At 55.1% G+C, this 26,846-nt stretch carries 19 protein-coding genes; 2 read left to right on the forward strand and 17 right to left on the reverse strand.

Annotated features, from left to right (window positions below; translation table 11 throughout):
- Nucleotides 1-61: 61 nt before the first annotated feature.
- From GM415_RS03215 to prsT, 17 genes are all read right to left on the reverse strand, one after another.
- On the reverse strand, nucleotides 62-1,177 hold the full coding sequence (locus GM415_RS03215) for a glycosyltransferase (RefSeq protein WP_158946397.1): 1,116 nt from the start codon (nucleotides 1,175-1,177) through the stop codon (nucleotides 62-64).
- Nucleotide 1,178: 1 nt separating this feature from the next.
- Nucleotides 1,179-2,381, reverse strand: a complete 1,203-nt coding sequence (locus GM415_RS03220) for a glycosyltransferase (protein ID WP_158946398.1) — start codon at nucleotides 2,379-2,381, stop codon at nucleotides 1,179-1,181.
- 26 nt (nucleotides 2,382-2,407) lie between these two features.
- Entirely contained in the window at nucleotides 2,408-3,280 is an 873-nt protein-coding gene (locus tag GM415_RS03225) for an XrtA system polysaccharide deacetylase (RefSeq protein WP_158946399.1), read from the reverse strand.
- A 79-nt stretch (nucleotides 3,281-3,359) separates the two neighbouring features.
- Nucleotides 3,360-3,989: an exosortase C-terminal domain/associated protein EpsI gene (locus GM415_RS03230; protein ID WP_158946400.1), complete on the reverse strand. Its 630-nt coding sequence runs from the start codon at nucleotides 3,987-3,989 to the stop codon at nucleotides 3,360-3,362.
- A complete protein-coding gene (gene xrtA, locus GM415_RS03235; protein WP_158946401.1) occupies nucleotides 3,979-4,827 on the reverse strand; it encodes an exosortase A in 849 nt (282 codons plus the stop codon). Before xrtA ends, GM415_RS03230 begins: the two co-directional genes overlap by 11 nt.
- A 42-nt stretch (nucleotides 4,828-4,869) precedes the next feature.
- Nucleotides 4,870-7,695 carry an SIS domain-containing protein gene (locus GM415_RS03240; protein ID WP_158946402.1) on the reverse strand — a complete coding sequence of 942 codons (2,826 nt, stop codon included), beginning with the start codon at nucleotides 7,693-7,695 and terminating at the stop codon, nucleotides 4,870-4,872.
- Between the two features lie 14 nt (nucleotides 7,696-7,709).
- Nucleotides 7,710-9,107 (reverse strand): mannose-1-phosphate guanylyltransferase/mannose-6-phosphate isomerase, encoded by a 1,398-nt coding sequence (locus GM415_RS03245; RefSeq protein WP_158946403.1) that lies wholly within the window; start codon nucleotides 9,105-9,107, stop codon nucleotides 7,710-7,712.
- Nucleotides 9,108-9,119: 12 nt separating this feature from the next.
- Complete coding sequence (locus tag GM415_RS03250; RefSeq protein ID WP_158946404.1) at nucleotides 9,120-10,475, reverse strand: phosphohexomutase domain-containing protein; 1,356 nt, start codon at nucleotides 10,473-10,475, stop codon at nucleotides 9,120-9,122.
- Nucleotides 10,476-10,500: 25 nt separating this feature from the next.
- Nucleotides 10,501-11,862, reverse strand: a complete 1,362-nt coding sequence (gene prsR / locus GM415_RS03255) for a PEP-CTERM-box response regulator transcription factor (RefSeq protein WP_158946405.1) — start codon at nucleotides 11,860-11,862, stop codon at nucleotides 10,501-10,503.
- A 27-nt stretch (nucleotides 11,863-11,889) separates the two neighbouring features.
- Nucleotides 11,890-13,944 (reverse strand): XrtA/PEP-CTERM system histidine kinase PrsK, encoded by a 2,055-nt coding sequence (prsK, locus tag GM415_RS03260; RefSeq protein WP_158946406.1) that lies wholly within the window; start codon nucleotides 13,942-13,944, stop codon nucleotides 11,890-11,892.
- A gap of 252 nt (nucleotides 13,945-14,196) precedes the next feature.
- The gene (locus tag GM415_RS03265; protein WP_158946407.1) at nucleotides 14,197-15,444 is read right to left on the reverse strand and encodes a TIGR03016 family PEP-CTERM system-associated outer membrane protein; all 1,248 of its coding nucleotides are present in this window, start codon (nucleotides 15,442-15,444) and stop codon (nucleotides 14,197-14,199) included.
- 96 nt (nucleotides 15,445-15,540) lie between these two features.
- Nucleotides 15,541-16,719, reverse strand: a complete 1,179-nt coding sequence (locus GM415_RS03270) for an XrtA/PEP-CTERM system-associated ATPase (RefSeq protein WP_158946408.1) — start codon at nucleotides 16,717-16,719, stop codon at nucleotides 15,541-15,543.
- Between the two features lie 14 nt (nucleotides 16,720-16,733).
- Nucleotides 16,734-17,597, reverse strand: a complete 864-nt coding sequence (locus GM415_RS03275; protein WP_158946409.1) for an XrtA-associated tyrosine autokinase — start codon at nucleotides 17,595-17,597, stop codon at nucleotides 16,734-16,736.
- A gap of 15 nt (nucleotides 17,598-17,612) precedes the next feature.
- Nucleotides 17,613-19,121, reverse strand: coding sequence for an XrtA system polysaccharide chain length determinant (locus GM415_RS03280; RefSeq protein ID WP_158946410.1), 1,509 nt, complete (start codon nucleotides 19,119-19,121; stop codon nucleotides 17,613-17,615).
- Nucleotides 19,122-19,132: 11 nt separating this feature from the next.
- A complete protein-coding gene (locus tag GM415_RS03285) occupies nucleotides 19,133-19,936 on the reverse strand; it encodes a polysaccharide biosynthesis/export family protein (protein ID WP_158946411.1) in 804 nt (267 codons plus the stop codon).
- 31 nt (nucleotides 19,937-19,967) lie between these two features.
- Nucleotides 19,968-21,326 carry a TIGR03013 family XrtA/PEP-CTERM system glycosyltransferase gene (locus GM415_RS03290; RefSeq protein ID WP_158946412.1) on the reverse strand — a complete coding sequence of 453 codons (1,359 nt, stop codon included), beginning with the start codon at nucleotides 21,324-21,326 and terminating at the stop codon, nucleotides 19,968-19,970.
- A 27-nt stretch (nucleotides 21,327-21,353) separates the two neighbouring features.
- Nucleotides 21,354-24,014, reverse strand: coding sequence for an XrtA/PEP-CTERM system TPR-repeat protein PrsT (gene prsT, locus GM415_RS03295; RefSeq protein WP_158946413.1), 2,661 nt, complete (start codon nucleotides 24,012-24,014; stop codon nucleotides 21,354-21,356).
- A gap of 808 nt (nucleotides 24,015-24,822) precedes the next feature.
- On the opposite strand from prsT, the gene GM415_RS03300 reads away from it, so the two are divergent.
- Nucleotides 24,823-25,509, forward strand: coding sequence for a CAAX prenyl protease-related protein (locus tag GM415_RS03300; protein ID WP_158946414.1), 687 nt, complete (start codon nucleotides 24,823-24,825; stop codon nucleotides 25,507-25,509).
- A gap of 170 nt (nucleotides 25,510-25,679) precedes the next feature.
- Nucleotides 25,680-26,540 carry a PEP-CTERM sorting domain-containing protein gene (locus tag GM415_RS03305; RefSeq protein WP_158946415.1) on the forward strand — a complete coding sequence of 287 codons (861 nt, stop codon included), beginning with the start codon at nucleotides 25,680-25,682 and terminating at the stop codon, nucleotides 26,538-26,540.
- Nucleotides 26,541-26,846: the final 306 nt, after the last annotated feature.

Below are 26,846 nucleotides of genomic sequence, written 5' to 3' on the forward strand. Positions count from 1 at the left end.
CAAGAGACACAAATTTGCCGAGCATTGCCACCTCCCCGAAGCACTAGGGCTACCGGACCACTCATCGTTCTACCCCGACAATTGCTGAATATAATTTCTTATACATTTCAGACTGTTGCGCGTATGTGAACGAACTTTCAACCATCTTTTTGCCGACTTCCCCCATACTACGGCGCAATTCACTGTCTGAGCACAACCGCCCTAAAGCCTTGCTAAGGGAAGCCGCGTCTTCCGGTTCGACTAGCAAACCGTTTTTCCCATCCTGAACCAACTCGGGAGTCCCGCCGACTCGTGTTGCCACCACGGGCTTGGAACAGGCGAAGGCTTCCAGGATAACGTTGGGGAGTCCCTCGGTCAGGGATGGAAGGCAAAAGATATCGACCGCCCGCATGACACTCACCATATCCTGACAAAACCCTGGCAAGAAGAATCGGCCTTCCAATCCTGCCTCCTGAACGGCTCGCTCCAGTTCATCGCGCAATACGCCTTCACCAAATACGGCAAAATATACGTCGTCCCGCTCCACCGCCAACCACTCTGCCGCCAGAATCAAGGTCCGCTGATCCTTTTCCGGGCTCAAGCGACCAGCAGAGACCACAAGAACTGCCCCCTCAGGCACCCCCAAACGGCTGCGGATGTCCGCTCCATCACCCTGACCCCAGTTACAAACATCAATGCTGTTGTGGATGACGGATATTTTGCCGGGGGAGACGCCGAACGAAAGGATCTTACGACGCTGCCCTTCCGAAACGGCAACCACATGATCCGCGAAATGCAGGAAGATCTTGTCGAGAAATTCGAAAACGCGAATCTTGAAGCTTTCCATAGTCCACCCCCGCGATACCGCGATCGTGGGAATGGAAACCATCCAGCATGCGATCCTCCCGAAAATGTTGCCCTTGTGACCATGTGTAACCAAGATATCGGCATCCGCCTCGCGCAGCATTGCGACGATTTCCTTGATGTTTCGCCAACTAAAAGGAGAACGGGTCGGAAGGGTCAGACAGCGAAAGCCGCGTCTCTCGGCTTGAATGCGCAGGTCGTTGGGACTGCCGTCCTCTTCGTAGCAGACCAGGACCATGTCGTAGCTCTCGGGCGGCATTCTCTGGAAATGCTCGAGAATCTGACGCTCTGGGCCGCCGACGAAATTGGAGTCCCGCAGGTGGACTATCGTCATTCTATGCTCCACGCCGGCTCCTTGCGGCTTTGTGCCAGGCGGCGTCGAGTACGGTCGAGATAGAATCCCAGGTGTACGTTTCGAGGACCTGCTGCCGACCTTCCCGGGCAATACCGGCATACTCCTTGCCGGAGGCGAGGATATCCGTCACGCAACTTGCGAACAAAGCCGGATCGTCCCTCAACAGCAAATGTATGTGGTCCTCAAGCGCCAGTCCTTCAGCTCCCACCCGGGTCGAAACTACCACTTTCTCCATGGATAATGCCTCCAGGATCTTCAAGCGGGACCCACCGCCGATACGAAGCGGAACTATGTACACGGCAGCATCCTCTATATACCCACGCACATCGTCGACGATGCCGGTAACTGTCACCCCCTCCGTCTGTTCCCATTGTGCTTTCAGTCCCTCGGGGGGGTAGCGTCCGACGACATAAAATTGCGCCTCAGGATTCCTCTCGCGGATCAGGGGGAAAATCTCCTCGACGAAATAAGATACGGCATCCTGATTGGGACGCCAGTCCATGGAGCCGGTAAACACAAGGTTGCCTTGCTTCTGCTTCCCTCCCCGGGGCGAGAAGTAGACCTCGTCAACGCCATTGGGGACCACCGAAACCCGCCCGGCGGGGGCATGGCGGCTAAAAAATTCCGCATCGTTGTCAGACACGCAAACAACATGGTCGTAACGGCCTGCAACATCCTTCTCGTAAGCGGCCATTTTCTTCCACTGCAGGTAAATGTAGGCCTTTTTAAGGAGATTGCCTTCGTTCTCGAAATAGCGCCCCCAGATTTGCGACTCGACGTTATGCGTGGAAAGGATGGTAGGGTAGACGCCCAGCAGGCTGCGAATATTTTCCGTATAGGGCGTCCACTCGCAATGGATTAGATCGATCTCGTTCTCATGCAAGATGTCGTTGACCTTGCCCATCATGGGTTCGGAATAATGCCGGGAAACGATGTATGGTTTGGAGGAAACCAAATTGCCTAGAAGCTCGGCGTAAAATCTCAACCCCCGTTTGGGAGTGAACGCCTTGTCAATAGGATGGCAGCGAATGTTCGGACATCCAGGAAGCTCAACCTGGTTGCCGTGAAACACATAATGAATAGTGTGAGACGCCTGTAGCCGGGAAAGCAGATTATAAGTCCTGAGCCGTTTCCCAGTATTGGTCGGGTGCGGAAAATCTTCATCTATCACAAGAACATTCATGAACTCACTCCAAGTAGATTCAAGGATCAGACCGTTGTTTCCAGCACCGTTTCAAGAGGAGCGAACCGGTACTTCCGGATCAGCTTCTGCAGCTTGCCCCAGGTCCTGCCAAGATTGACATAATGCCGGAAGCGCGACTTCAACCCTGCTCCGCAGACTCGAGGCTGCTCAGGATCTATCTCCCAAGGGTGAAAATACACCACTGCGGGACGGCCTTCCTCATTATTCAAACGTCCCATGGCCCTGTCGATAAGTGGGAACGGCAACAGACGAAAGTATCCTCCCCCGGAAAAGGGCAAATCCAACTTTTTCCCCATAAAGCGAAATGGGTACGTCGTTATCGGGAATTCATCCAAGCCGCCTGCTTCCCGATCGATCCTGTAAGGGAAACGGGGTGAATTCGGAATACCATACACGTCATGATAGATTGGGAACACGCTGGAATCGTAGGAAAACCCGACTTCTATCAAGATATCGAGAGCCCACATGGATCTCTCTGTGATGGAGTAACTCGGTGCCCGATACCCGGAGACACCCACCCCTGCTGTATCCTCCAGCAGCTTCTTCGAACGCGTGATATCCTCTCGAAAGGCGTCAGGGCCGATGGCGTAAACCAGCTGGTGCCCATACCCGTGGCAGGCCAACTCATGTCCGTCTGCCACAATGCGCCTCACAAGCTCCGGATCTCTCTCCGCCACCCAACCCAACACAAAAAACGTGCCCTTTACCCCATACATGGCAAAGAGGTCCAAGATTCTTCTCGTGTTGTCAGCCACCCTGAACGGATACGAATCCCAATCCTTCGGGTTGATAACCCTTTCGAAGGCGCTGACCTGGTAGAAGTCCTCCACGTCGACCGAGATCGCGTTGATAACCGGGGATTGGCTGTTGCATTCCATTAATTGCTCTCACAATGCATTGCGATTTTCATGTTCATCTGGGTATCGAATTCATCCGGCAATCTCGCTCCCGTCCGGCCTACTTGGGCAAATAATCCCGAATGACCGGATAAAAATCAGCCACAAACCGCTTCAAAACTAAAGAAGCTTCTTCGCTTCCGCTCTCCACCGGCATTGATAGCCGGACAAAAGCGGCATCTTTACGCATGGCGACCAAAGAATTCCATATTTCCGCCAGCTTCAGGGAGTATTCATTGGTGATGACGCGTCCGCTTACCTGAAACCAATAGTAGAACGATACGGTTGTCGCGCCCTTGCTCATGACCGAATTGACAACCTCAATCTCCCCTCCGTCCCGTAGCGGGACATCGACTGCCGTCATCGAGTCCAGGAACCAGCCAGAGCTTGGCAGGCAGTTCTTGGGTGAATGAATTCCCCCATCCCCCTTACGGCCGCCGTGATAACCTATGTACAGCGTCACCCTGTTGCCCATAGCATCCTCGTAATCTCGGGAAAGGTAGTCCGTTGGCCGCAAGATAGCCAGAACGCTCTTAGAAAAGGAGTCCTCCCTAACCATACGCCATTCCCCAACGGCAAGAGGAAACTCCGAAAAGGGCTTCTCAAGCAACACAGGCCGGGGTTTCACCAAGTGGATGTAGGCCCCCGCCGCAACCAACAGGCATAATATAAGCAAAGCTCTACGATTCATTGCGCTTCTCCCCGATTTTCAGGGCGGCCCCGAGCAGAGCCATGATTATCATGGCCACGAAAAAGACCATGAAGCCGGCAAACTCATGAAAAAAACCCTCGGCGGCCACTCGACCATAGTGTTTTGCCAGGATGCCTGTGACGAATACCCTAAGGATGTTTGTGGCCACCGCCACAGGCAGAGCCGAAAGAATGAGCACCCAGCGTTTCCAAAAATGACGCTGTGTCATGAAGGCAAAAGCCACGCTAAGCGCGATGAGCGACATAAGGGAACGTAGGCCGCTGCATGCGTCTGCCACCTCCAGCACGATGTTCGGTAGAATGATGATGTTGCCCTCACGCATGACAGGATACCCTGATGCCACTAAGCCCTTAACCGATACCTTAGCTACAAAAAGTTTGAGAGGCATTGTCATGGAATCATAAATAATCGCCGGGATGGGCACCATGAGTAAAAGATACAGCAACGGCAGTCTGACGGTCGTGAAGACCTCCCACCCCAAAAGGTAGATGACCGCACCCACGGTTATGACGACCATTGAGGAGCGCATGGAGAAATACTCGGTGGCAAGTGAGCCCAGCAGTAACTGCGCCACGCCGAACAGGACCACCAGGAGCCCCCAATTGGCAGGAACCACCTCGGCTCTGAGAATCCGATCCCGGTACGCCCAGAGAAAATAGCCGGAAACCAGAGGCACAAGGAATCCGTGGGAATAATTATCATCCCGCATCCAGTCGGCGACCATGTCGATGATAATCCGGTTGCACACCAGCCCCATGATCACGAAGTACGCGGCAACGTACCATTTATTCTTTTCCAGCCATTCGGAAACCGTCACGTGTCCTCCAGTGAAGTGCATCTATCTTACGATCGCTTCCGCCTAACCCTGCGGACGACTGATGCCCACCGTGACCGTCTTGGCCTGGTGGCGGATGGTGTCAATCGGCCGGGTCATCTCCTCAATGGCCTTGTTCAGGACCGTAAGGATGTCGGCCAGCCGGGCCTCGGCCATGCAGATGTCCTGGGACTGGTTGAGCAGCCAGAGCATGTAGTTGGCCAGACTGGACGCCACCCGGGCGGGCAGAGCCGAGTCGGTGGCCCCTGACGCCATGCGGTCCACGCACAGGTTGAGCTGCGTCAGGATGGCGTTGCGATCCCACTTGGACGGGTCCTCGATCATGGCGCCGATCATGGTCCGCGCCGTGCGGAAGGGCTCGGCGTGAGCGTCGATGGCCTTGGCGGCGGAGATGCCCCACCAGTGTCCGGCCACGGTCTCAAGCACGAAATCCAGGCCTCCGCCCACGCGGGGTACCTTGATGGTCGCCTCGGCCACGCCGTCGAAGCGATTCTCGTCCTCGGCGCAGAAAACGATGGGCGAGCCGTTGTGGGCCTTGAAGATGGTCGTCTCCTTGACCGTGTCCATGACCACCAACTCAGGCAGGTCCGAGGCCATGACCAGAGTCAGGGGCTCGGTGGACAGGTCGATGTGTTTCTTGTCCTCGGTCACGTCGCAGGGGATGGACTTGTAGCACAGCTCGGAGAGTTTGATACGCACCTCCTGGGCCGCAATGCAGTTGGCGCCGTTGCCCACCAGCGCCCAGTAGCGATGCACCGGGGCGTACTTCCGGGCCACTTCGGCGATGGCCTCCTTGTTCGCCAGCACGCTGTCGATGGCTTCCGGCAGCCCCTCCAGGGAATCCATGTCCCCGACGATGGCCTGCGCGTCCATGGTGCCGAGCACGTCGGCCAGCCACAGGGAAAGGAGCTTGCCCGCCGCCACCTGGGAGTAGAACGCCTTGGTGGAGGCCACGGCCATTTCCACGTCGCGCCCGTTGCTGGTGTAGATGTAGGAGTCCGACTTCTGGACCAGGGGCGAGTTGCGGCGGTTGACGATGCAGTTGACCCACGCGCCCTGGTCGCGGCAAATATCCACCACCCGGTTGGTGTCGGTGGTGGTGCCGGACTGGGAGACAGGGATAAGCAGCACGTCGTCCATGCGCTCGTCTCCGATGAAGCCGATGAGCTCGGAGCCGGTGTAGGACTCGATGGACAGGTCGCTGCCCTTGAGCGCGCGCCGCAGCAGCGAGGCCACGGCCATGGCGGCCACGGCGGCCGTGCCCTGGCCCACGCAGACGATGCGGGAGAGCGGCGTCGCGCCGCCGGTGATCCGCTCGACCAGGGCGGGACCGTTGCCGAATCCCTCCGGCAGGAAAGTCACGCTGCCGTTTTCACGCAGATACTTTCCGTGCAGGGTATTGCGCACCGAGTCCGGGGCTTCGTGGACCTCTTTCTCGATGTAGTGGTTGTATTTGCCCCGGAAGATATCCCGGGAAAAGATCTCGATTTTCTCCTCCTTGAGAGGCACGCCTTCCCCGTTATCCAGGTAACGGGCCTCGGGCACGGCGTCCACCGGGTCGGTATCACGCAGGATCACGGACACGCCGCCCTGCCGGTGTACGGCCATGGGGTAGGAGGAACGGGCCCGGGCGGCCATGCCGTAGGCCTCGCTGGCCACCAGCCAGCCATCCTGGGTCTTGCCCACGTAGAAGGACTGACCCGACCCTTTCTGGGCCAGGAACTGGGAGTCGAAATCGGAAAGGTTCTGCATGACCACGGCCAGGGAGCCTTCGCACCGCTTGAGCACACTGCGGAACCGCTCCTCGGCGCCGCCCTCCTCCGGTGCGTCCAGATGGAAGAGTACGGGCAGAATCTTGGCGTCCGTGGAGATGGCCGCAGGAATGTGCGCCCCCTTGGAGAGCACGGTCTCTTCCACCAGGGTCCGGTAGTTGTCCACGTCGCCGTTGAGCACGAACATGGTCTTTTCCAGGCCCGTGGACACGTCGCCCTCCACCAGGCCGTCCACAGGGTGGCAGTTGGGCACGGAAATGATGCCATTGGAGGCCCAGCGGGTGTGGGCAATGATGTTCAGGGTCTCGAGTCCCTCGGCCATGACCCAAAGCAGCTCGTCTTCAAGGATGAACTTGCGCAGGGCTGCGCCGTTGTCGCCGAGCTGGCCAACGAGCTGGGCCACCTTGTACAGGAAACGACAGGCAGTCCGGCCGTCGTCAAGCTTGCGCACCAGCACCTGCCGGGTGTCGGCGTTGGCGATGGAGCAGCGCTCCGCGAACTGCGCCTTCTGTTCCTTGGTCAGGCTCAGTTCCGGGTCGCAGTCCTTGGGCAGGATGAAGGCCACGGCTACGCCCGCGGAATCGCGCCCGCGCACCTCAAGCTTGTCGATGGACTCCAGGACCTGCTCCATGCCCCAGGCCAGGAAATGGCGGTCGCGCGCTTCGGTGTCGGCGCAGACACTGCCGGGCATCAGAGCCAGGGTGCGATCCACGTTCTGGAGCACTTCCTGGTCGATCTGCCAGAGGTAATCGTCGAGCTGTTCTCTCAACGCCTCGAGCTCATCCGTCCTCGGGCCCTGCTCCAGCTTGACCGCAGCCGCGTTGCGCAGGCTGCGGATGGAGTCGCGGACCGAAACGAGCGCTGCCTTCACCTCGGGATCGGCCACCAGCCGCATGTGCAGGCCGAAGGACATGAGGTCGTAGAAATGCTCGGCCAGCCTGGCCAGAGGCACGGACGCCTCCATCAGGTCATTGCCGGAGACCACGCCTTTGAAGACGGGCTCCAGATCGAGCACCCACTGGACATCGGTGTCCAGGGTCCACTGCCGGTTACTGAGAAAACTTGCGATGCCGCACATGGTTGTATCCTTGCTTAGCGCTTGTATTTGTCTTCAAAACGCACGATATCGTCCTCCCCGAGATAACTTCCGGTCTGGACCTCGATGAGTTCAAGGGGAATTTTGCCCGGATTCTCGAGACGGTGCACGTGCCCAAGGGGGATATACGTCGATTCATCCTCGCTCAGCACCAGTTCGGCGTCGCCGTTGACGACCTTGGCCGTCCCCTTGACGACCACCCAGTGCTCGGCGCGATGGAAATGTTTCTGGAGAGACAGGACCTCGCCCGGCTTGACCACGATGCGCTTGACCTGGAAGCGATCGTCCACGGCGATGGACTCGAAGCTGCCCCAGGGCCGATAGACCGTCTTGTGGGAGGTAACCTCCGCGCGTCCGGCGGCCTTGAGACGGCTGATGACCCGCTTCATGCCGTCCAGCTTGTCATGCGGGGCCACGAGGATGGCGTCCGGGGTCTCGACCACGGTGGTGTCCTCCAGACCGAGGGTTACCACCAGCCGGTCCGAAGAGCGCACGTAGCAGTTATGGGTGTCCTCGGCCACCACGTCGCCCAGCAGGCTGTTGCCCGACTCGTCCTTGTCGTGGATTTCGTGCAGGCTCGACCAGGTGCCCAGGTCCAGCCATTCCTGATCGATGGGCGCGACCTCTATGCCGGAGACCTTCTCCATGATCGCGTAGTCGATGGAGTCCGCCGGACACTGCTCAAAGGCTTCCTTGTCGAGGCGGATGAAGTCCAGGTCGTCGTAGCGTCCGGCCACGGCCTTCTCGCACGCCTCGAACATGGCCGGAGCATGCTCCTTGAGGGCGTCCAGATAGCTGGAAGCCTTGAACAGGAACATCCCGCTGTTCCAAAAATATTCGCCCGACGCGACGTATTGCTCGGCGGTCTCCTGATCCGGCTTCTCCACGAACTGCCGAACCTCGGCCACGCCGTCGGCCACGTCCGCGCCCTTGCGGATGTAGCCGTACCCGGTATTGGGGTGCGAGGGGGTCACGCCAAAGGTGACGAAACGCCCTTCCTCGGCCCGCAGGCACGCAGCCCGGACAGCGTCGTTAAGGTTGCCGTCCCGGCCGATGGCGTGGTCGGCCGGAGCCACGAACATGACCGGGTCTTCCTCACGGCAGAGAAAGGCGGCCACGGCCACGGCGGGAGCGGTGTTTCTGCCCACCGGCTCCAGGACCAATTGGCCGGTCACGGATTGCCTGCGCAGCTCCTCGGCCACCAGGAAGCGATGATCCTCGTTGCAGACGATGATCGGCCCCACGGCGTCCTCGAAGCCACGGGCGCGCTCCAGGGCCTCGCCGAAAAGCATGCGCCCCTCGGATACCTCGATGAACTGCTTGGGATACAGCGTGCGGGACATGGGCCACAGGCGGCTGCCCTTACCTCCACAAAGAATGACCGGTTGCAACATCGTTCGCCTCGTTCAGGAATATCGGGGATCTTCCAGCAGAGCCAGAATCCCGTCGGTTTTCTCTCGCATGAGCGCCGCGTCGCCCCGGGCCTCCACGTTCAGCCGGACCACCGGCTCCGTGTTGGAGGAACGCAGGTTGAAGCGCCACTCGGGAAATTCCATGCTCAGCCCGTCCACCCGGCTGATGATTCCGGCATCCTCGCCATACTCCTGCATGAGGTGATCAAGAATGGACGCGGGATCGGACACCCGGCGATTGATCTCTCCGCTGACAGGATAGCGCGCGGCATAGGCCGCCACCTTTTCCGAAAGCCTCACCCCGCTCGCCCCGAGCAGCTCGGAGACCAGCAGCCAGGTGAGCATGCCGCTGTCGCAATAGCCGAACCGCTCATAGTAATGGTGGCCGCTCATCTCACCGCCGTACACCGCGCCCTGTTCCCGCATGGCCTGCTTGATGAACACGTGCCCGGTCCGGGTCAGCACCGGCGTGCCGCCGAGCCTCTCCACCACCTCGATGGTATTCCAGGTGAGCCTGGGGTCATGGATGATCTTTGCGCCGGGGTGATGCGCCAGGATGGCCTCGGCGAGCATGGCGACGATGTAGTACCCCTCCACGAACCTCCCGTTCTCATCGAACAGGAAACAGCGGTCGAAGTCTCCGTCAAAGGCCACGCCGAAATCGCACCCCTCCCGAACGACCGCCTCCGAGGTCTCCTGCCGCTTTTCCGACAGGAGGGGGTTGGGCACGCCGTTGGGAAAAGTACCATCGGGCTCATGGTGCAAACGGATGATCTCGCAAGGGAGCCGCTCCGCCAGGGCGTCCACAACGGGCCCCGCGCAGCCGTTTCCGGAGTTGACCAGAATACGAAGTCCCTTCAGACTCTCCGTATCCACGCCCTCCAGGAGGTCGTTTACGAAATTTTCCCGCAGGGAGCCCTCGGACGCCTTGCCGGGACGCGATGCCTCGAAAGTTTCTCCGCTCCCGACGAAATCCCTCAATGCACGGTAATCGGTCGCCGGGTCCAGGGGACGCGCCTCGCGGCCAACGAACTTCATGCCGTTGTACTCGGCCGGATTGTGGCTGGCCGTGACCATGACGCCGCCGTCAAAGCCGCCCGAAAACGCGGCGTGATAAATCTCTTCGGTCCCGCACAGCCCGATGTTCAGGGTATCGGCCCCGCCCGCGTTGAGTCCGGCGATGAGCCCTTTTGCCAGCTCGGGACTGGTCAGCCGCATGTCGTGGCCGACCACGACGTTCCTCGCACCGGTGACACGGCAAAATCCGCGTCCGATGCGCTCGGCCAGATTTGCGTCCAGCTCCTCCGGCACGACGCCTCGCACGTCGTAGGTCTTGAAACAGGCTGTCATGACATCGTCTCCCGGTTGGCGATCATCAGGCGTTCTTGAGCCCGTGCTTCTTCATCAGATCGTAGAACGTCGGACGGCTCACGCCGATGGAGGCGGCGGCCTTGACGATGTTGCCCGAAAACTTGTCCAGGGCCCGCTCGACCATGTCGCGCTCGAGCAGGAGCCGGGCCTCCTTCAGGGAGATGTCGTCCATCTGAAGCTTTTGGCGCATGGCCTCGTCGCCCTTCATGCCCAAGTCCTCGGGCATGATCTCCGGACCTGTGGCCATGATCACGGCGCGCTTGACGCGGTTCTCCAGCTCGCGGATGTTGCCCGGCCAGTCATACCCCTTGATGCAGTCCAGGGCCTCCTGGGAAAATCCCTTGTTGGTGGAGCGCTGGCCCACGGACACGGATTTCAGGAAATAGTTGGCCAGCAGCTCGATGTCGCCGCCCCGCTCGCGCAGAGGTGGCAGGTTAATGGTCATGACGCCGATGCGGTAGAAGAGATCCTCCCGAAAGGAGCCATCCTCCATGGCCTTCTGGATATCGATGTTGGTGGCGGTGATAATGCGCACGTCCACCGGAATCTCCTTGCGGCCGCCCACCCGGGTTACCATCATCTCCTGGAGGAAGCGCAACAGCTTGACCTGCAGGGTCATGGGCATCTCTCCGATCTCATCCAGGAACAGGGTGCCCTTGTCCGCGTATTCCACCTTGCCCTTGAGCATCTTGTTGGCCCCGGTGAACGCGCCCTTCTCATAGCCGAACAACTCGGACTCAAGCAGGTTCTCGGGGATGGCACCGCAGTTGATCGGGATCATGTCGCTTTCGGCGCGCAGGCTCTTCTTGTGGATGGCCCGGGCCACCAGTTCCTTGCCGGTGCCGGATTCACCGCAGACCAGAACCGGCACGTCCGAAGCGGCCACGCGGTCGATCTGGGTGAACACGGCCTGCATGGCCGGGCACTCGCCCACGATGCCGGTCTCGTTGACGCTCTGCCGACGAAGCTCCTGGTTCTCGCTCTCGATGTTCTGGAGATACATGGCCCGGTCGATCATGACCTTGAGCTCGTCCAGATTGACCGGCTTCTTATAATAGTCGTAGGCACCGAGACGGACCGCCTGCAGGGCCGCGTCCTTCTCCTCGTTGCCGGTGATGACGATGATCTTGGCCGTGGGGTCCATGCGCAGCATCTCGCCCAGGCAGCGCAACCCTTCCTCGATGCCGTTCTCATTCGGAGGCAGGCCGAGATCGAGGGTGACCACCGGCGGGGAGTGGCGCTTGAACATATTGAGCCCTTCCACGCCGTCGCGGGCAAAGATCAGCTCGTAATTCGATTTGGACAACCCCCATTTGAGCTGCCTGCGAATCTCGTCGTTATCGTCTACTATCAATAGGTTCTGCATTGGAGACAACCTGTGCGTTGGTCCTGGTTACGCTTCCGCATCCACGGGAGGCAGGGTGACGCAGAAAATCGCTCCCCCCTCCTCCGGGCTGGAGGCGACAATCGAGCCGCCATGCGCTTCCATGATCTGTTTGCTCTGGTAGAGCCCGATTCCCATACCCTTCTTCTTGGTGGTCTTGAAGGGCACGAAGAGTCCTCCCTCAAGCACTTCCTCATCAATACCCGAGCCGAAATCGACCACCTTCATGACCGGACCGTCCTCGTCGTCCACATGGACCTGGAAGCGGGCGTTATTTCCGGCCTCCATGGCATTGAGGTAGAGATTGAGAGCGACCTTCTTGAATTCTTCCACATCTATGGCTACCCAAACGGATTTCCCGATGAAATCGATCTCGGCAGAGGGGATCAATTCGGCGGCCTCTCTGGCCACCGTCAAGAGATCCACCTTTTTCAGACTCAGGGATCCCTTGCTTGGGATATTGGTCAACTGGGCGATCAATGTATTCATTCTGCCCACGATATTCCCCAGGGAGTCGAGCATGTCCTGCTGAAATTCAGGATCGTTGATGTACTCCCGAGCGTTGGCCTCCAGCAGCGACAGGGGGTAGACCTGATTCTTGAGGTCATGCAGCACGAACGCCGCGACCTTGCCGAAGGCCTCCATGTCCCGCGCCTCGGCCAACTCGTCGCCCAGGCGCATGTTCATGAGCACGGCGGCGGCCTGCCTGGCCACGGCCTCCATGAGCTCCCTGTCTTCCTCGTCGTAGGTCTCGGACTTGTTGATGGCTGAACTCAGGACGATGAACCCCACCAACGAATCCGCGGTGTAAATGGGTACAATGAAGCTGGCGTTGCCTTCACGCAGGAAAGCCTCCAGCTCTCCACCCAGGTCGGGAGTCTCCCGCCGCAGGTCAAGGAGGCGCTTCTGGCTCTTGAGTTTCCTGACCAGCGGAGACTTGGCCGGAACGACCAATTTGGACTCATCCATCTCGTGAAAGCTGATGGGCACGTAATCCGTGCTGTGCCGGCCCAGAAGAAAAATACAACCTCCCACTACGCCGAACGTCTCGCAATAGAGCACGAGAATATTCTGGAAGAGCTCCTCGCGGCTCCGGGAATTGGTCACCTTATCCGTGAACTTCTTCCATTCGATCCTGTAATCATACTTCTCACCGTAGAAATGGCGCTGTATAGCCAGCCGGAATTTCCTTCGCATGGACTCCGACAAGACCACGATGATCAAACCAAGTACGCCTATGAAGGCGACCATGCTGACGGCATAGGTGTTGAACTTGTCGCCGAAGAGCTTGATCCCTTCGCCCACGAGTCCCACAGCCACCAGGAACAAAGCGCAGAAGAGAACCACCAAGGAGCGATATGCCATACTCTTGGAGATGACTATCCGTTCCTCGCTTCCTCTTCGCATCTCGGAGTAGACAACCATGGCCAACCCCATGAGCACGCCTGCAGCCCTCGTGGCCAGGTATCCCGTATCGATGGCCCGAAAAATGATGGACTGGCTGTAATAGAGAACGTGGCAGGTGATGACCGTACCCGCGCCGACGATGGCGAACTTGATCTTCCATTTTACCCCGTGGGGTGCGTTGGCCAGAGTCGCTTCCAGGTTGAACAGGGATACGGCCAAAAAGAGAATGATCTGCAAATAGAAGAAAAATGCCACCGGCTCCAGGAACAGGACTTTTTCCACATAAAAGTCAGGTGAATAATAAAAGTTGTGCACCGGGAAAAGCGCAACGAGAGCCAATGGGACAAGGGAAAAGGCCAGAAGCAGCCTCTGGGTAGAGGAGAGGCTGGAAAAAGAAAACTCACGGCAATAGACATTAGAAAAAAGGATACTGACCGGACAGAACAGGGCCATGCAATATAAGCCAGCGTGACTTATGGGCATGAAATCGGCGGGGGCCTTGAGCAGCATGTAGTCGACGACGCCCAATGCGGCGACAAGCCAGGACAGGATGAGAAAGGCAACGGCACTGCCCTTGCGCTCCGCTCGAATGATTGCCACCGGAGGAAACAGGATCGCCGAAGCAATGGCGGCGATTTGGACTACATCACTTAGCATGCAGGCCCCTCTGAAGAGCAAAAAAAAGCGCCCGAACCGTTGCCTGCGGCAACCGCTCGGCCTGCGTAACCGGATACCCCCGGTTCTACGCGCTCTGCATGCCAAGCCAGTCCCTTAGACTTCACTATTACAGGCTTATAAGACAATCCTGCCTTCATCGCGTTCCCTCGCAAGCGCATTGACCCCATGCAGCCGCTGTATCAAGTTTATTGTCCGTTCACCTCCGTTACGCTTTGCTCAAGCCGCTTGCCTTCAGTATTGCCAACTCAACGTCAGCCCAAGCGTGTTGGAGGTATAATCGTTTGCCGACCCTTGCTTGTCGCTGTTCTTGAAGCGATAAGAGAGGCTGGCGCTGGTGCTGGCTGACAAGCTGTAGCTAAGTCCCAACATGGAAAAAATGTATTTATCGCTGTCCGGATTGCTATGCATATCCACATATGCATTGTACCGCAGCGCGAGCCGCTCTGTTAGGCTGTGAGTTCCTCCCAGACTCGGCCGCCAGTAAGTCGACCTACTGATAGAATCGTTGTTTTCATAGTCATTATAAGCCAAAGAACACGTAATCTCGCCCCTGTCATATTGCTGGGACAAGCTAACTTTATGCGTAAATGTATTTAGTGTATCTGCCGAACTGGGGTCCTCTGAAAAATACATGGAAGTGGAAGCCGAAGCAGACAGGGTCCCGGAAAAAGCATGAACCAGATTCAGACTGTACGGATTGTACTGCTTGTTCGAGGCTCCCTGAATGGTAAAATCCGTATAGGTCGGCTTCCAGTTTAGTTCTACGTACGACCCTTCTGCATATGAGTACTTAGTACCAATTACTAAGTTGTAGCGCTTGAACCCTCCCTCTTCAAAGCGAGGATCCTGCATTTCAAAGCCTGCTCCCCCGGTAAGTGACCATCTTTCAGTTAAGTCATGGGTGAGATCGCTGAACAGGCGGTAGTTGCGCTTGTCCACGCTACCTTCCTTGGAATACCAGATGTCCCGAAATTCCCCTCCCGCAGTCAAATTGGTCCTCTCCTGAAGCGGAATCACAAAATAAGGTTTGACTCCGAAGGTATTCTGGTCCGTCGTGTTGACGTTGGTGTCACCTTCGGGCACATCCCCACGCGTGACATCCCGGAACACTTTCTTATAATCGTCCGATACTTCTATGAAAAAGAGCTCTTTAAGTGCCTCAACCTTGGTCAATGCGTTGAGGTAATGATTTTTCTCGTTGCTGCTGTTGCCTTCCTGATACTTTTTAAACTCAAAATCGTACGACAGGTTGGCGAACACTCTGGAATGCTCATAAGTCGCACTCAGCCCCGGTTTAATAAGCCAAAGAAAATCACTTTTCGCCTGTTTTGTCTGAGTTACATTGTCGTTATATTCACTACTAACAGAAATCCTTGGAGAAAATTGAAAATCCGCCGCGCACGCCACTCCCCCGTACAAAAGGGAAAACGCCAAAACCCAATAAGCGCATCTAGCTATACTTAATCTTAAAACGGGCACGCGAACCTCACCACGGGAGTTTACGATGAATATGAATCAGATAAGCCTACCCCGCTATACAACCGTATTGCAAAGAGGTAAAGGTATGAATCTGCCCTACTCACCCCCGAACAGTAGCCTGTACGCCCAGCTTCTCTTCGCGGCCTGCCTTTTCTCACCCTCGACTCGACTCATAGCTTCCATCTGTTTCTGTGCTGCATTATTCCAATACATGGCCTTTACACTCTCCAAGCTATCCTGAAGGACCCGCACCTGTTTCTCCAAGGCCTCCATTCGCTCCAACACCACAAGCGGAATCTCGGGGCTCTTTGGCAGCATATCGGTTCCACTTTCTAACCGCACGACACGTGCTTCCAGGTCATTCATCAGCTTTAGTACTCTGGAAGCCCGCTTGGGGAGCTTCCTGGCCTTGCGCGCACGAGCTCCGGCAGCATCCTCGATTTCAGAACGTTCCGACTGCCAATACTGCCGTTCAAAATCAAGATCCTCTGCAATTTCGTTTACGTCCTCAAGGAAGATATCCCGCTTCTCATTGGCAAACGCGTCTATAAGAAGATAATCGCACAAAATATTGATTAACCTTGGTATGCCGCGGCTCAGACCGTGGATTTCATCTAAGGCATCAGGCGTGAAATTCACCGCGTCCCTGTTTCCGGCGGCTTCCATACGGTAATAGATATACTCCGCCACCTCATCCCGGCCCAACGGCTTCAAATGGCACCCGATCTGAATACGTTGACGGAGTTGTAATAATTCAGGGCTATTGAGCGTATCGCGTAATTCAGGTTGCCCGACAAGAACAATCTGAAGCAGCTTGCCGCCGTCGGTCTCCAGATTGGATAGCATCCTGATCTCTTCTAGCAGTTCTGCTGAAAGGTTTTGAGCCTCATCAATGATAAGAACCGCCCGCTTGCCTGCAGCGTACTGGTCAATAAGAAACTCGTTTAGGTCCCGCAGCAGCGCGGCCTTGGAACGGCCCTCCGTCTCCAGGCCGAAATCGTCGTTGATCATGGTCAGCAACTGGTGGGAATCAGCCTTGGTGTTGAACAACTTGGCCAGAGTCACGTTATCGAGGTGCCGCTTGATGAGCTCCCGGATCAACGTGGTCTTGCCAGCCCCGACCTCACCGCTAAGCAATATGAACCCTGCCCGCTCCTGAATGCCATAACGAAGATACGACAAGGCCTTACCATGGGAATTGCTCATGAACAGCAAATCCGGATTTGGCAGCAGATCAAAAGGCTTAGTCTTAAATTGGAAAAAATCTTCGTACATGTTTTTTCGTAATCCTAAGAGGCGGAGTAGTATTTGTATTTGGCATAGCCGCTGTAACGATTGCTTGTGCTCGCTTCAGAGGCATGCGTGTAGACGACTCCGGCCACATTGGCCCCACTCAGGGCCTCCAGGGTTTCGCCCAATTCATACTTGGACAGGCGGCCTTCCTTGACTACGAGAACGACCATATCCGCCAGTCGCGCTAGGGTCCTTGCCTCAGCGAAAGGCAAAACCGGAGGAGTGTCGATGATCACATATCTGTCGGAATAGCGCCCTTTAATTTCACGAAGGACATCGTCCATGCGCTTAGAGGCCAGCAACTCGCCAGGATTGGCCATGGGAGTTCCAGCAGGCAGGAACGAGAGCTTCCCAATTCCGGTCCTTATCATCGCCGTGCTGATATCCGTTCCTCCCAGGAGGCAATCAGACAATCCGTAGGAAGTGTCCATGCAAAGCAAATTGCCACAAGAAGGCCTACGGAGGTCCGCATCCACCAGAAGGACGGTATGGTCAAACTCCTGGGCCAAGCTGATGGCGAGGTTAACCGCGGTGACGCTCTTCCCCTCGCCCACGGTGCCACTGGTAATCAGAATGGTATTCTGAAAACCGTCTTTCTTGGTCAGCCTGACCAGATTCTGCTTCAACTTTCTAAATTCCTCAGCCGCCGGAGATACTACATCGTTCATGGCGACAAGCATGTGCTGATTCTTGACCCTGTCCAACACCTCTTGGGGGATACTCTTGCTGGAAGGCGATTTCGCAGCAGGCCGCTCCAGCCCGTCCGAGCAGTGCGACGAAGACACGCTTGGCCGAGTGCTCACAGCCTCCTCCCCACGCCGCTTCGTCGCCTTTTTCAATGCCTCTTCAATCCTGCTCATACAACTACTCCGTCACTACCCGACGAAAAACGTCGAAACCTTGGCGATAACATTGTCAACTAGTCCCAGATGGAGGGTCTCCACTAAAAAAAACGAAAGAGAAATGAGGATGCCAGCCAAGCCGATGGAGTAAATCAGTCGGTTGTGTCCGCGTTGCAAAGCCAGGGATTCCTCATTCTTCACCCTCGGCACTACGGCCAGCACCGGAATGCCGAACTCCTTGAGGTCGTCGAGGGTTTTAATGGAAGGATTAATCAAATCGATCAAGATGATAATACCCACACCTAGCCCGATGCCGGCCACTATCCCTAACAGGATAATAAGCGGACGGTTGGGGCTGGAGGGGGCGGAAGGCACAACCGCCGGATCAAGGACACGAAAGGTCATCGCCTTGTCTTGTAGTTCCATTTCCTTGGATACCTCGGAACGACCATAGCGAGAAACCAACTGTTCATAAATAATCGTCTCGTTCCTGCGCTTCCTCTCCAGCTCCGCCAGTTGGGAACGCGCGCCGGGGATCTTCTGGATTATCTCCTTGTTCTTATCAATCTCTTCTTGAAGATTTTTTTGCCTATTTTCGAGGGATGCCAACTCGACCTTGATGGACTGGTATTCCGGCGACCGATACACGGCATCCAGCTCCCGCTGCCCATCAGTTCTTATCTGCCGTCGATTCTCAGCAATAGCGGCTTCCAACTGCCTGACCCGGGGATGGTTCTTAGTGTATCTTCCCAGCAACGTCTCTAGACTCTTTTCCTGTTCTTCCAACTGCCGCTTAAGCGGGGTGTTGCTGAGGAGCAGGTTGCGCGACGTGGTCAACGCGTTGACACGAATGCGTACCCCTTCCATTTCCTGTTCAGCATTCTCAATTTCCGCTCTCAACGCGGGCTCGTTGGAGGAAAGCACCACGCCCGCTTCGAGCTTGTAGGCGTCGATCTCCTTCTCGGCAGCGTCAATACGCTTTTTGAACACTTCAATCTGCTCCGCCAGGAATTGTGTGGCCTCGAAGGATTCCTTGCGCTTGGTGGAGGTGTTTTCCTCAATATAAAGCCGAGTCAAAGTATTAACTACGTTTCTCGCCAGCACTGGGTCCGCATCGGCAAAGGAAATCATGAAGACGCCACGCTTCTCGTCCAAACGGATCCTTATCCGTTGCTGCAAACTCGCTATAAGACCATCCAACATCCTGTCCGTCTTGGCATTTAGATCAAGATCCAAGGCCTTGATCACGTTAAGCAACATACTTCTGGAGAGCATCGTCACTTTGATGGCTTTGATCTTCATCTCCATGGAGGGCGTAATCGCGATCCCTTTGACCAAATCACTAATCACGTTTTGCTCTATGAAAACGGTCGACTCCGCTTCGTATTTTTTGGGAATCACATAGCAGGTGATTATGGCAGAGAACATAATTGGTAAGGCGATCAGGACGAGTAGCCCCTTGCGCTCAAGCACAAGGGACACATAGCGCATAACATCGAAACCGCCTTCATTGGCGAAGGCATCGGAATGAGGAGAAGGCATCTATACGATTCCTAGAAGAAAGTTTCTTTGGCTATGACGTAATCACCAGCTTGAAGCAGGATGTTCTGCTGCAACTCGCCTTTCTTCATCAGATCCTCCGTCTTGACGGTGATCCGCTCCTTCTTGCCATCGTTGGTCCGGACGATGACCAGCTCATCCTCGTCGGCGTATTTGTTGAACTCACCGGCGAACAGCAGCGCATCAAGAACCGTAAGACCTTCCCGGAACAGGATTGCCTTGGGCTGGGCCACAGCACCAATAATGTATACATTTTGATCATACTTTACCGGAAGATAAATCGTATCCCCAGGTTCAAGCTGAATATCCTTGCCAAATTCTCCTTTGCTAAACACTCCGGAGAAATCGGACATTATCTTCTTACCGTCCCGATAGACATAGGCCTTGGTAAGATCCGCTGTCGCCAAGCTGCCCAGCGATGCGAGCACATGCAGCAGAGTGGTGCGTTGGGACATCTCAAAGACACGGGGATCAACCCCTCCGCCCACGACATATACCCGACTGTTGACACTCCGGATCAAGGAAACATTGACGATAGGTTCCTTGACCAGCAGGGAGATCTGTTTGACCATGAGTTTCTTCAGTTCCGGAATCGTCAACCCGGAAGCCGTAACGTCATCCACTCCGGGCATAGAAATCTTTCCGTCCGGGCGCACGATCACCTGTGAATTCAACTCTGGCTCGCCCCAAACATGAACGGAGAGAACATCGCCTTCACCGATAACATAATCGTCGGCCCTGCAGACCGCAGGCACCAACAATGCCGCCAATACCACCACCAGGATCACTCTTTTCACAATACTCTCCCCTTTGCCCTTTGTCGTAAGGCTAACGCCCCAACTTTTTCATCATCACGGAAATGGTATCGAACATGATGCGAAAGTCGAAAAGCAACGTGTAGTTTTTAATGTAATACAGATCGTAGCGAAGTTTTTCAATGGCGTCTTCAACCGAGGCGCCATAGGGGTACCGCACCTGAGCCCAGCCGGTAATACCGGGCTTAACAAAATGCCGTTCAGAGTAGTAAGGAATGATTTTCTTCAAATCCTTGACAAACTCGGGCCGTTCGGGACGCGGACCTACCAGACTCATACTGCCTTCAAGGACATTGAACAACTGAGGAATTTCGTCGATGCGGGACTTCCTGAGAAAAGCGCCCAGCGTGGTGATACGACTGTCGTTCTTCCTGGCCCAGACCGCACCGGATTCCTTTTCGGCGTCCTGGCGCATGGAACGAAACTTGTAGATAACGAAAGGCACGTCGCCCTTGCCCACGCGGACCTGCTTAAACAGGATCGGCCCAGGGGAATCGAGTTTGATGGCCAAGGCCACAAGCGGAAGAAAAGGCGAGACCCCCAAAATACCCACCAGGGAAAGCGCAATGTCGATCAATCGCTTGACGATGCGACGCAGGCCGACAATTTTGAATCCCTTGGCAAAGATGAACCAGCTGGGAGTAATGTTTTCCAACATAAGCTTCTTGTTAACGCGCTCGTAAAACTCCGGGGCGTCAAGAATCTCCATGCCGCTCAACTTGCAACTGAGCACCTCCTGAAGGGGGAAAGAACCCCGACGTTCACTCAGGGACACAACAAGTTTATTCGCCTTGACCTGCTTGGCTCGCTCCAAAATCCTGTTGCTGGGATTGTCCACCTGCGCGGCCGTATCGGCAAATTCGCCAGGGGCGCATTCGATATAATCGCGGAACTGGTAGCGGCCACCTGAAGCCAGGGCAAGACCACGCATCTCATCGGCTAACTCGCCGTTGCCCACAATGACCACGCGATGCGCAAGGCCGGGGATCTTCTGCCAATGCCGGGAGAGAACGATCCAAAAAGACTGGAACAGACCGAAAAGACAGAGGATGAACATGACCATTTCTTCCAGACGCAAGAACAGGTCGGTCTGCCAGTAGATCAAAAAGGCCACGTTGGTAGCGAGGATGAGGCTGATGAACAGGCTACTGTGCCCGTCTGCCTTGTCGCGCATCTTCACGTACAGAGCGAGATGGACGATGCAGGACGACACAAGTATTACTCCCGCCAGAGCGGCCAGGTCGAAACAACGCCCCTGGCAGACCGAGAGCATCTCCGACACGTCGTTGAACACGAACATCGAACAGAAAACAAGTGCAAGGGAAAGGAATAGGAAGTCCTTGAATACCCTTATTGATGCGATTGCAACCATGACCGTCTCCCTTTGATCAAAATGCGTTTAATCGCCTTTTATTTTCTTGAGCAATTTTTTTGCGTCAGCAGCCATGTCGCAACCATCGCAGTTGGCCACCTGTTCCAATTTGGCGATGGCCTGCTCGTTTTTTCCGGCTTTTTGGTAAGCATACCCCAAGTGGTAGGTGATATCGGGGTTGTCAGCCTCGATCGAAGCGGCTTTTTCCAGTATGGACACGGCTGCGTCCTGCTTCCCGTTAACTGCCAGCGCGTAGCCAAAGGTATCCATAACCGACGTGCTCCACGGCATCTGAAGGTACGCCTTGTAGGCCAGACGCAAGGCCTCGGCCGAAGTCCTTTCGTCGTCAAGATATACCATGGCCAGATTATTTAATGCAGGCACATACCGATCAGACAGTTCCAGCGCCTTGGTGTAGTCTTCCACGGCCTTGCTGCGATTCCCGAGACGACCGTAAACGTCGCCACGCAGAGAGTACGCTTTGAAAGCCTTGTCATTCTGTTTGATAACCGAATCGAGATAGGTCAATGCCTTGTTGTAATTCCCGATGGCGGAGTAGTATTTGCCAAGCTCCTGGAGCAACACGGGACTGGGGCCGCACTTACCAACGCCCTCTTCGAGAGCCTTGCGCCAGTCGTCAAAATGATTGGCGCGCATGTTGACGTCAGCCAGGACAAGGTAGCCTTCCGGGGATTTGGGGGCGAAATCACATATCTCGCGCGCCGTAGCAACCGCTTTGTCGAAATCCTTCATCAGCACAAATGTCCTGACACGCAGACCGAGCCCGGCATTACGATTCAACTTTTCCAGGTTGTCGCTCATGGCCAAAACTTCGTCGAACCGCTTCAGGCCGAAAAGCGTTTCCGCTTTCTGCCTTATCAGCGATTCATCGTTAGGATTCTCCTTGAGTCCTTCATTCAGGATGGCCAGGCTCGCTTCTGTATTACTTGATTTCAGCTTGCTGCCTGCGTAGGCAAGATAGGCGCTGGGATTGCCGGACTTGACGGCCTCCTTGTAAGTGGCCTCCGCCTCGTCAGCCCGCCCCAAGGTATCCAGGACCACGGCCTTGGCCAACTGCGCGCGCAGGAAGTTCGGATTATTCGTGAGCAATTCATCATACTCGATGAGAGCGTCCTCTGATTTCTTTTCGGCCAAAGCCATGGAAGCCAGCATCATGTACGCAGTCGGATTCTTAACATCCAGTGCCTTCGCCTTGGAAAGAAGCGTACGCGCCTTGTCCGGATTCCTTTCCATCAATTCCATCCGCGCCAAGTACACGTACAAAGCGACATCTTCCTTCTTGCCCGAAAGACCTTCCTCCAAAACCGTCCTGGCAAGATCTTTGTTGCCGTTACGCAAATAGAAGTTGGAAAGAACCAGACGCGGCCGGAGGTTATCGGGAGCGGCCTTTAGTGCACCTTTCAGAGCCGCCTCGCTTTCCTCCATGTCCCCCATAGAATAATGCAACGCGCCCATCTTCATGAAAGCCGCAGCGAAATGAGGATCTTTTTCTGTGATTTCCTTCAATTGCTCAAGGGCTTTGCCGGTGTCACCCTTAGCCAAATAGGCATCACCTCGAATCACGCTGGCAATGACATTGTTTGAATCGACCTCAAGGATTTTCCGTGCTTCTGCGATGGACTCATTGTAGCGTTTCTGTTGCAGCAGAATCAGGCTGATCATCTCTCGCGCTTTCAGAAACTTTTGGGATCTGTCGGCAGCGATGCGCAACTGGGTGATCGCGGTTTCCAAGTCTCCCATGCCGTAATAGCTCATGCCGAGAAAGAAATACGACTCGGCATCGGGCCGAATGGCGATGGCTTCGTGGAATGCGTTTACCGCCGCTCCATAGTCTTTGAGAGAATACCGCAACATGCCTTCCAGCTTCTTGCCGAAAGGCACTTTGGGCGCGCCTTCACTCAGCTCTCGTACCAGTATCTTGACTTGAGCATAATCGCCATCCTCCAGCACTCCTTTGGCATAGGTGTACTTTGCGTAGGCATCTGTAGGATGGGCCTTAACTATCTGCTTGAAAATTGACTTGTACGCACCGGTGTCGCCATGCATCTGTGCGAGCCTTGCCTTGAAATACAGCCCGTTCCTGTTGTTGGGCTCCCTTTCCATCAGGCCGTCCACGATCTTTGCAGCCTCGGCTTCGTTTCCCTCGATGACATAGAGCTGGGCAAGGGCGAGCTGGGAATCCTCTCGGGCGGGCTCCAGTTCAATGGCCTTGGCAAAGCTCTTTCTGGCGTCATCATACTTGCCGACGCCCCAAGCGGCCCGTCCCAGCAAGGTATATCCTTCAGCCGAGTCAGTAACCTTACTCACAAACTCGGAAAGGTAGTCGAAAGCCCCCTGAAAATCCTGTCTGAAAAGCTTCAGCCTGCCATTCTCCAAAAGTAGGGCTGAGTCGTAAGGATTCTGCCGGGCGTATTTTTCAAACGCCTTTTCCGCCTGGTCCAGCTTGCCGGACATCAGATACGCTTTCCCCAGAGCGAAGCGGGCTTCCATATTCTCCGGAGAATTATCCAGGGCGGTCTTGAAGATAACTATAGCCCCCTGATAATTCTTCTCCGCCATATAATTTTTCCCCTCGGACATGAGGTCCTTGTCAGGTCCCTGTCCACAGGCATAAAGCGCACTACTCAACACGGTAATAATGAGAAGAAAACAAACGCGAAATTTCAAAACAGCCTCCAAACGACATTAGGCTTAGTGATATGAACTGATCCTCTCCCGTAGGGTCTACTTTAAAAGCGAGATTCATGCCAAACAGCGCTAGATTATTTTAACCCAACCATATCAAATGGATATTATGCATTTCTTGTTTTGACGTCTTTTTGTACGGCCACCTTTGTCTGGCAAAAGCGGACACAACAAACTTCCATGACATTACAAGAGAATCTTTGATTTTTTCAAATCAAGCAGCAAATAGCCTTTCGCTACCATAATCTACAACTGCTCAAAATAAATGAATTAATTCTTTAGGTTGGTTGCCTTACACTTTTCAACAGGCCTCAGAATGTCACTGACTAAATATTATGAAATTTTCTATTCTTTAGTTAAAACCAGTCAAATACACGGTTGCTTGGAGAAATGAGGGAGAAAAAAGCAATCCGTCCAGAAAACCGAAATCACGACCCTGCTATCACGTATACCTATCAATTAGACGGACGCGGAGCGCTCTCCTCTATTTCAGGAATTAAAACCATGTCCTGCTTTCCCAGACTCGCCACTCAGAATCCAACTGGCTTGAGGCCCTCACAGGCGACGGACTGAAGAATCCGAATCAGCACAAACCATGAAGCTGAAGATTGGTAATTTGAGATCTCAATAGATACCATGCCGGAATACATCCTGCATACGCAGCCGAACATGCGTCGGGAATAAACGATATCTCTCAGCATGGAACAGGATTATGCACTGCGGGAGCGCCTCCCCGATTCGCAACCGTAAAAGACAACACAGGACTCAGAAACGACGAGGTTAGTAAATCATGAGACGAGAGACATACGCCATCCTGGCTCGGACGCTTCCATTCCTTATCTATATGTCCTTTGTGGCACTGTTGGAAATTCCGACACTCTTCGGAAGCCAAGCCATGAGTCAGGGATTTCTCATCGAATCCTATCCGCTTAAGATCAGCATGGCCGCAGCAGCACTCTTCCTGTTCAGGAAATCATACACCGATCTGAAATTGAAGCCCCTTGCAGACGCAAAAATGACGGCCCTGAGCGTGGGAGTGGGCCTAGCGGTATTCATTGTCTGGATTAACCTGAATGTCCCATGGGCTATCCAAGGGGAATTGACCACCTATGACCCTACAGGTGACTACCAGGGACTTTCGCTCTGGCTCATTCTCTGCTTCAGAGTCATGGGCGCAGTCCTAGTAGTCCCTATAATGGAAGAATTGTTCTGGCGTTCGTTCCTAGTCCGATACTTGGCCGGCAAGAACTTCGTGGAGGTTAAACCGGGGACCTTCACCCTATTCTCCTTCTCAGTCACGGCCCTCCTTTTCGGGCTTGAACACCAACTCTTCATCGCCGGAATCGTAGCGGGAATCGCATACAACTATATCTACTGGAAGGCTAAAAACCTCTCGCACTGCGTCCTTAGCCATGCTGTAACCAACACGCTCCTGGCCGCATACGTCTTACTTACCAGGAGTTGGCACTTCTGGTAGCCATGGAATTGTAAAAAGAGCCCCAAAAACATGTCGACATCCTTAACACATTGCGCTTCAGCTTGCGCACAGAAAGAAAAAAAATACATAAAATCATATCGTTACAGTTTGGCACGCTACCTGCAATGTTCTAGCCAGTTTCGAACCAAATACCTAGAAGGGGCAAAACAATGAAGAAGTTGGCTTTTTATTTCATCCTGGCAGTGGCCCTGCTTACTGTGCCCGCCGCGGCTCAAGCAGAAGTTATCGATGATTGGTCGTTGAACCTGACAACTCTGCAGGACCAAATTGATGGCCTGTATGGCGTTGGCAATGTGATTGTTTCGGATATCGACAACATCACTTACATGACGGCACAGACCACCAATACTACTATTTATCAGGACCTCAATGCCGCTCTGCAGCCGTACGAAGGTGCCAGCTTCACGGTTGATTCCTTGCTGGAAACTGTGGCCATCCACACCACCTCCAGCTCCATCCCGAGCAACGAGTCCACCTACCCCTTCGAAACCAACTACATGCTCTGGTACGAAGGCACTGGTCTGAGCGGCTACATCACCAACGTCGCTTTTGATGGCACCAACTACACGTTCGATTACGTCTACACCAGCGGTTCCATCACTCTGTACTGGGGCGATCCGACTTCTTCCGAGTACTTCGAAATCGCTGAGCTGAGCCTGGTCGACGGTGCTGGCGCTGCTATCACCGACAACAATGGCGGCTTTAACAACAGTGGTGGTACTGACCTGACTGCCCAGTTCACTTCGAATCCTTTGGGAACCCTCATCGACTTCGACCCCACCCTCTTCGGCATGGAAGGCGTCTACCCGAACCTTGACACCTTCCTGGTCTTCGACTTCGCCAGCAACCTTGTTAATGGCTCTGCGACGATCATCGACGGACAGTTGGTTGCGAGCATCGAATCCTCGGCCACCATTACCCTGGTTGCCACCCCTGAACCTTCTACCTTCCTGATCCTGGGTCTCGGTCTGCTCGGCCTGGTCGGCTTCCGCAAGAAGTTCACCGCCTAGTTAACCCTACCCCCCAAAATGGTATCAAGCGGGTGTGGCCAAGCCACACCCGCTTCATACGTTTAGGGGCAACAACCTATTTTGATTTTAGCATCTCCACGCAGCTCCGGCATCGCCTCCTCCCACTTCCCTCCCTCGAATCCCTAATAGTGACCACACTCTCGACTACGTGGTAGCGAAATTCCTGTTTGCCCCCCTATTCTGACAGCAAACAAAGAGACCAAAGCCAAGCCCCCATCTTTCCCACGCATCATACTTATCTAAATCAATGCAGCTTGGTATTACGCATGTCGGTTTTCCGAACAA

Origin of the sequence: Pseudodesulfovibrio cashew (assembly GCF_009762795.1) — a bacterium.
Lineage (GTDB): Bacteria > Desulfobacterota > Desulfovibrionia > Desulfovibrionales > Desulfovibrionaceae > Pseudodesulfovibrio > Pseudodesulfovibrio cashew.

Bases quoted from the DNA above. Each gene is read 5' to 3' on its own strand.
- GM415_RS03290 (WP_158946412.1), bottom strand. From the start codon at position 21,326: ATGGTTGCAATCGCATCAATAAGGGTATTCAAGGACTTCCTATTCCTT.
- GM415_RS03305 (WP_158946415.1), top strand. From the start codon at position 25,680: ATGAAGAAGTTGGCTTTTTATTTCATCCTGGCAGTGGCCCTGCTTACT.
- GM415_RS03300 (WP_158946414.1), top strand. From the start codon at position 24,823: ATGAGACGAGAGACATACGCCATCCTGGCTCGGACGCTTCCATTCCTT.
- GM415_RS03275 (WP_158946409.1), bottom strand. From the start codon at position 17,597: ATGAGCAGGATTGAAGAGGCATTGAAAAAGGCGACGAAGCGGCGTGGG.
- GM415_RS03230 (WP_158946400.1), bottom strand. From the start codon at position 3,989: ATGAATCGTAGAGCTTTGCTTATATTATGCCTGTTGGTTGCGGCGGGG.
- prsR (WP_158946405.1), bottom strand. From the start codon at position 11,862: ATGCAGAACCTATTGATAGTAGACGATAACGACGAGATTCGCAGGCAG.
- GM415_RS03250 (WP_158946404.1), bottom strand. From the start codon at position 10,475: ATGACAGCCTGTTTCAAGACCTACGACGTGCGAGGCGTCGTGCCGGAG.
- prsK (WP_158946406.1), bottom strand. From the start codon at position 13,944: ATGCTAAGTGATGTAGTCCAAATCGCCGCCATTGCTTCGGCGATCCTG.
- GM415_RS03280 (WP_158946410.1), bottom strand. From the start codon at position 19,121: ATGCCTTCTCCTCATTCCGATGCCTTCGCCAATGAAGGCGGTTTCGAT.
- GM415_RS03220 (WP_158946398.1), bottom strand. From the start codon at position 2,381: ATGAATGTTCTTGTGATAGATGAAGATTTTCCGCACCCGACCAATACT.
- GM415_RS03215 (WP_158946397.1), bottom strand. From the start codon at position 1,177: ATGACGATAGTCCACCTGCGGGACTCCAATTTCGTCGGCGGCCCAGAG.
- GM415_RS03270 (WP_158946408.1), bottom strand. From the start codon at position 16,719: ATGTACGAAGATTTTTTCCAATTTAAGACTAAGCCTTTTGATCTGCTG.
- GM415_RS03240 (WP_158946402.1), bottom strand. From the start codon at position 7,695: ATGTGCGGCATCGCAAGTTTTCTCAGTAACCGGCAGTGGACCCTGGAC.
- GM415_RS03225 (WP_158946399.1), bottom strand. From the start codon at position 3,280: ATGGAATGCAACAGCCAATCCCCGGTTATCAACGCGATCTCGGTCGAC.
- GM415_RS03245 (WP_158946403.1), bottom strand. From the start codon at position 9,107: ATGTTGCAACCGGTCATTCTTTGTGGAGGTAAGGGCAGCCGCCTGTGG.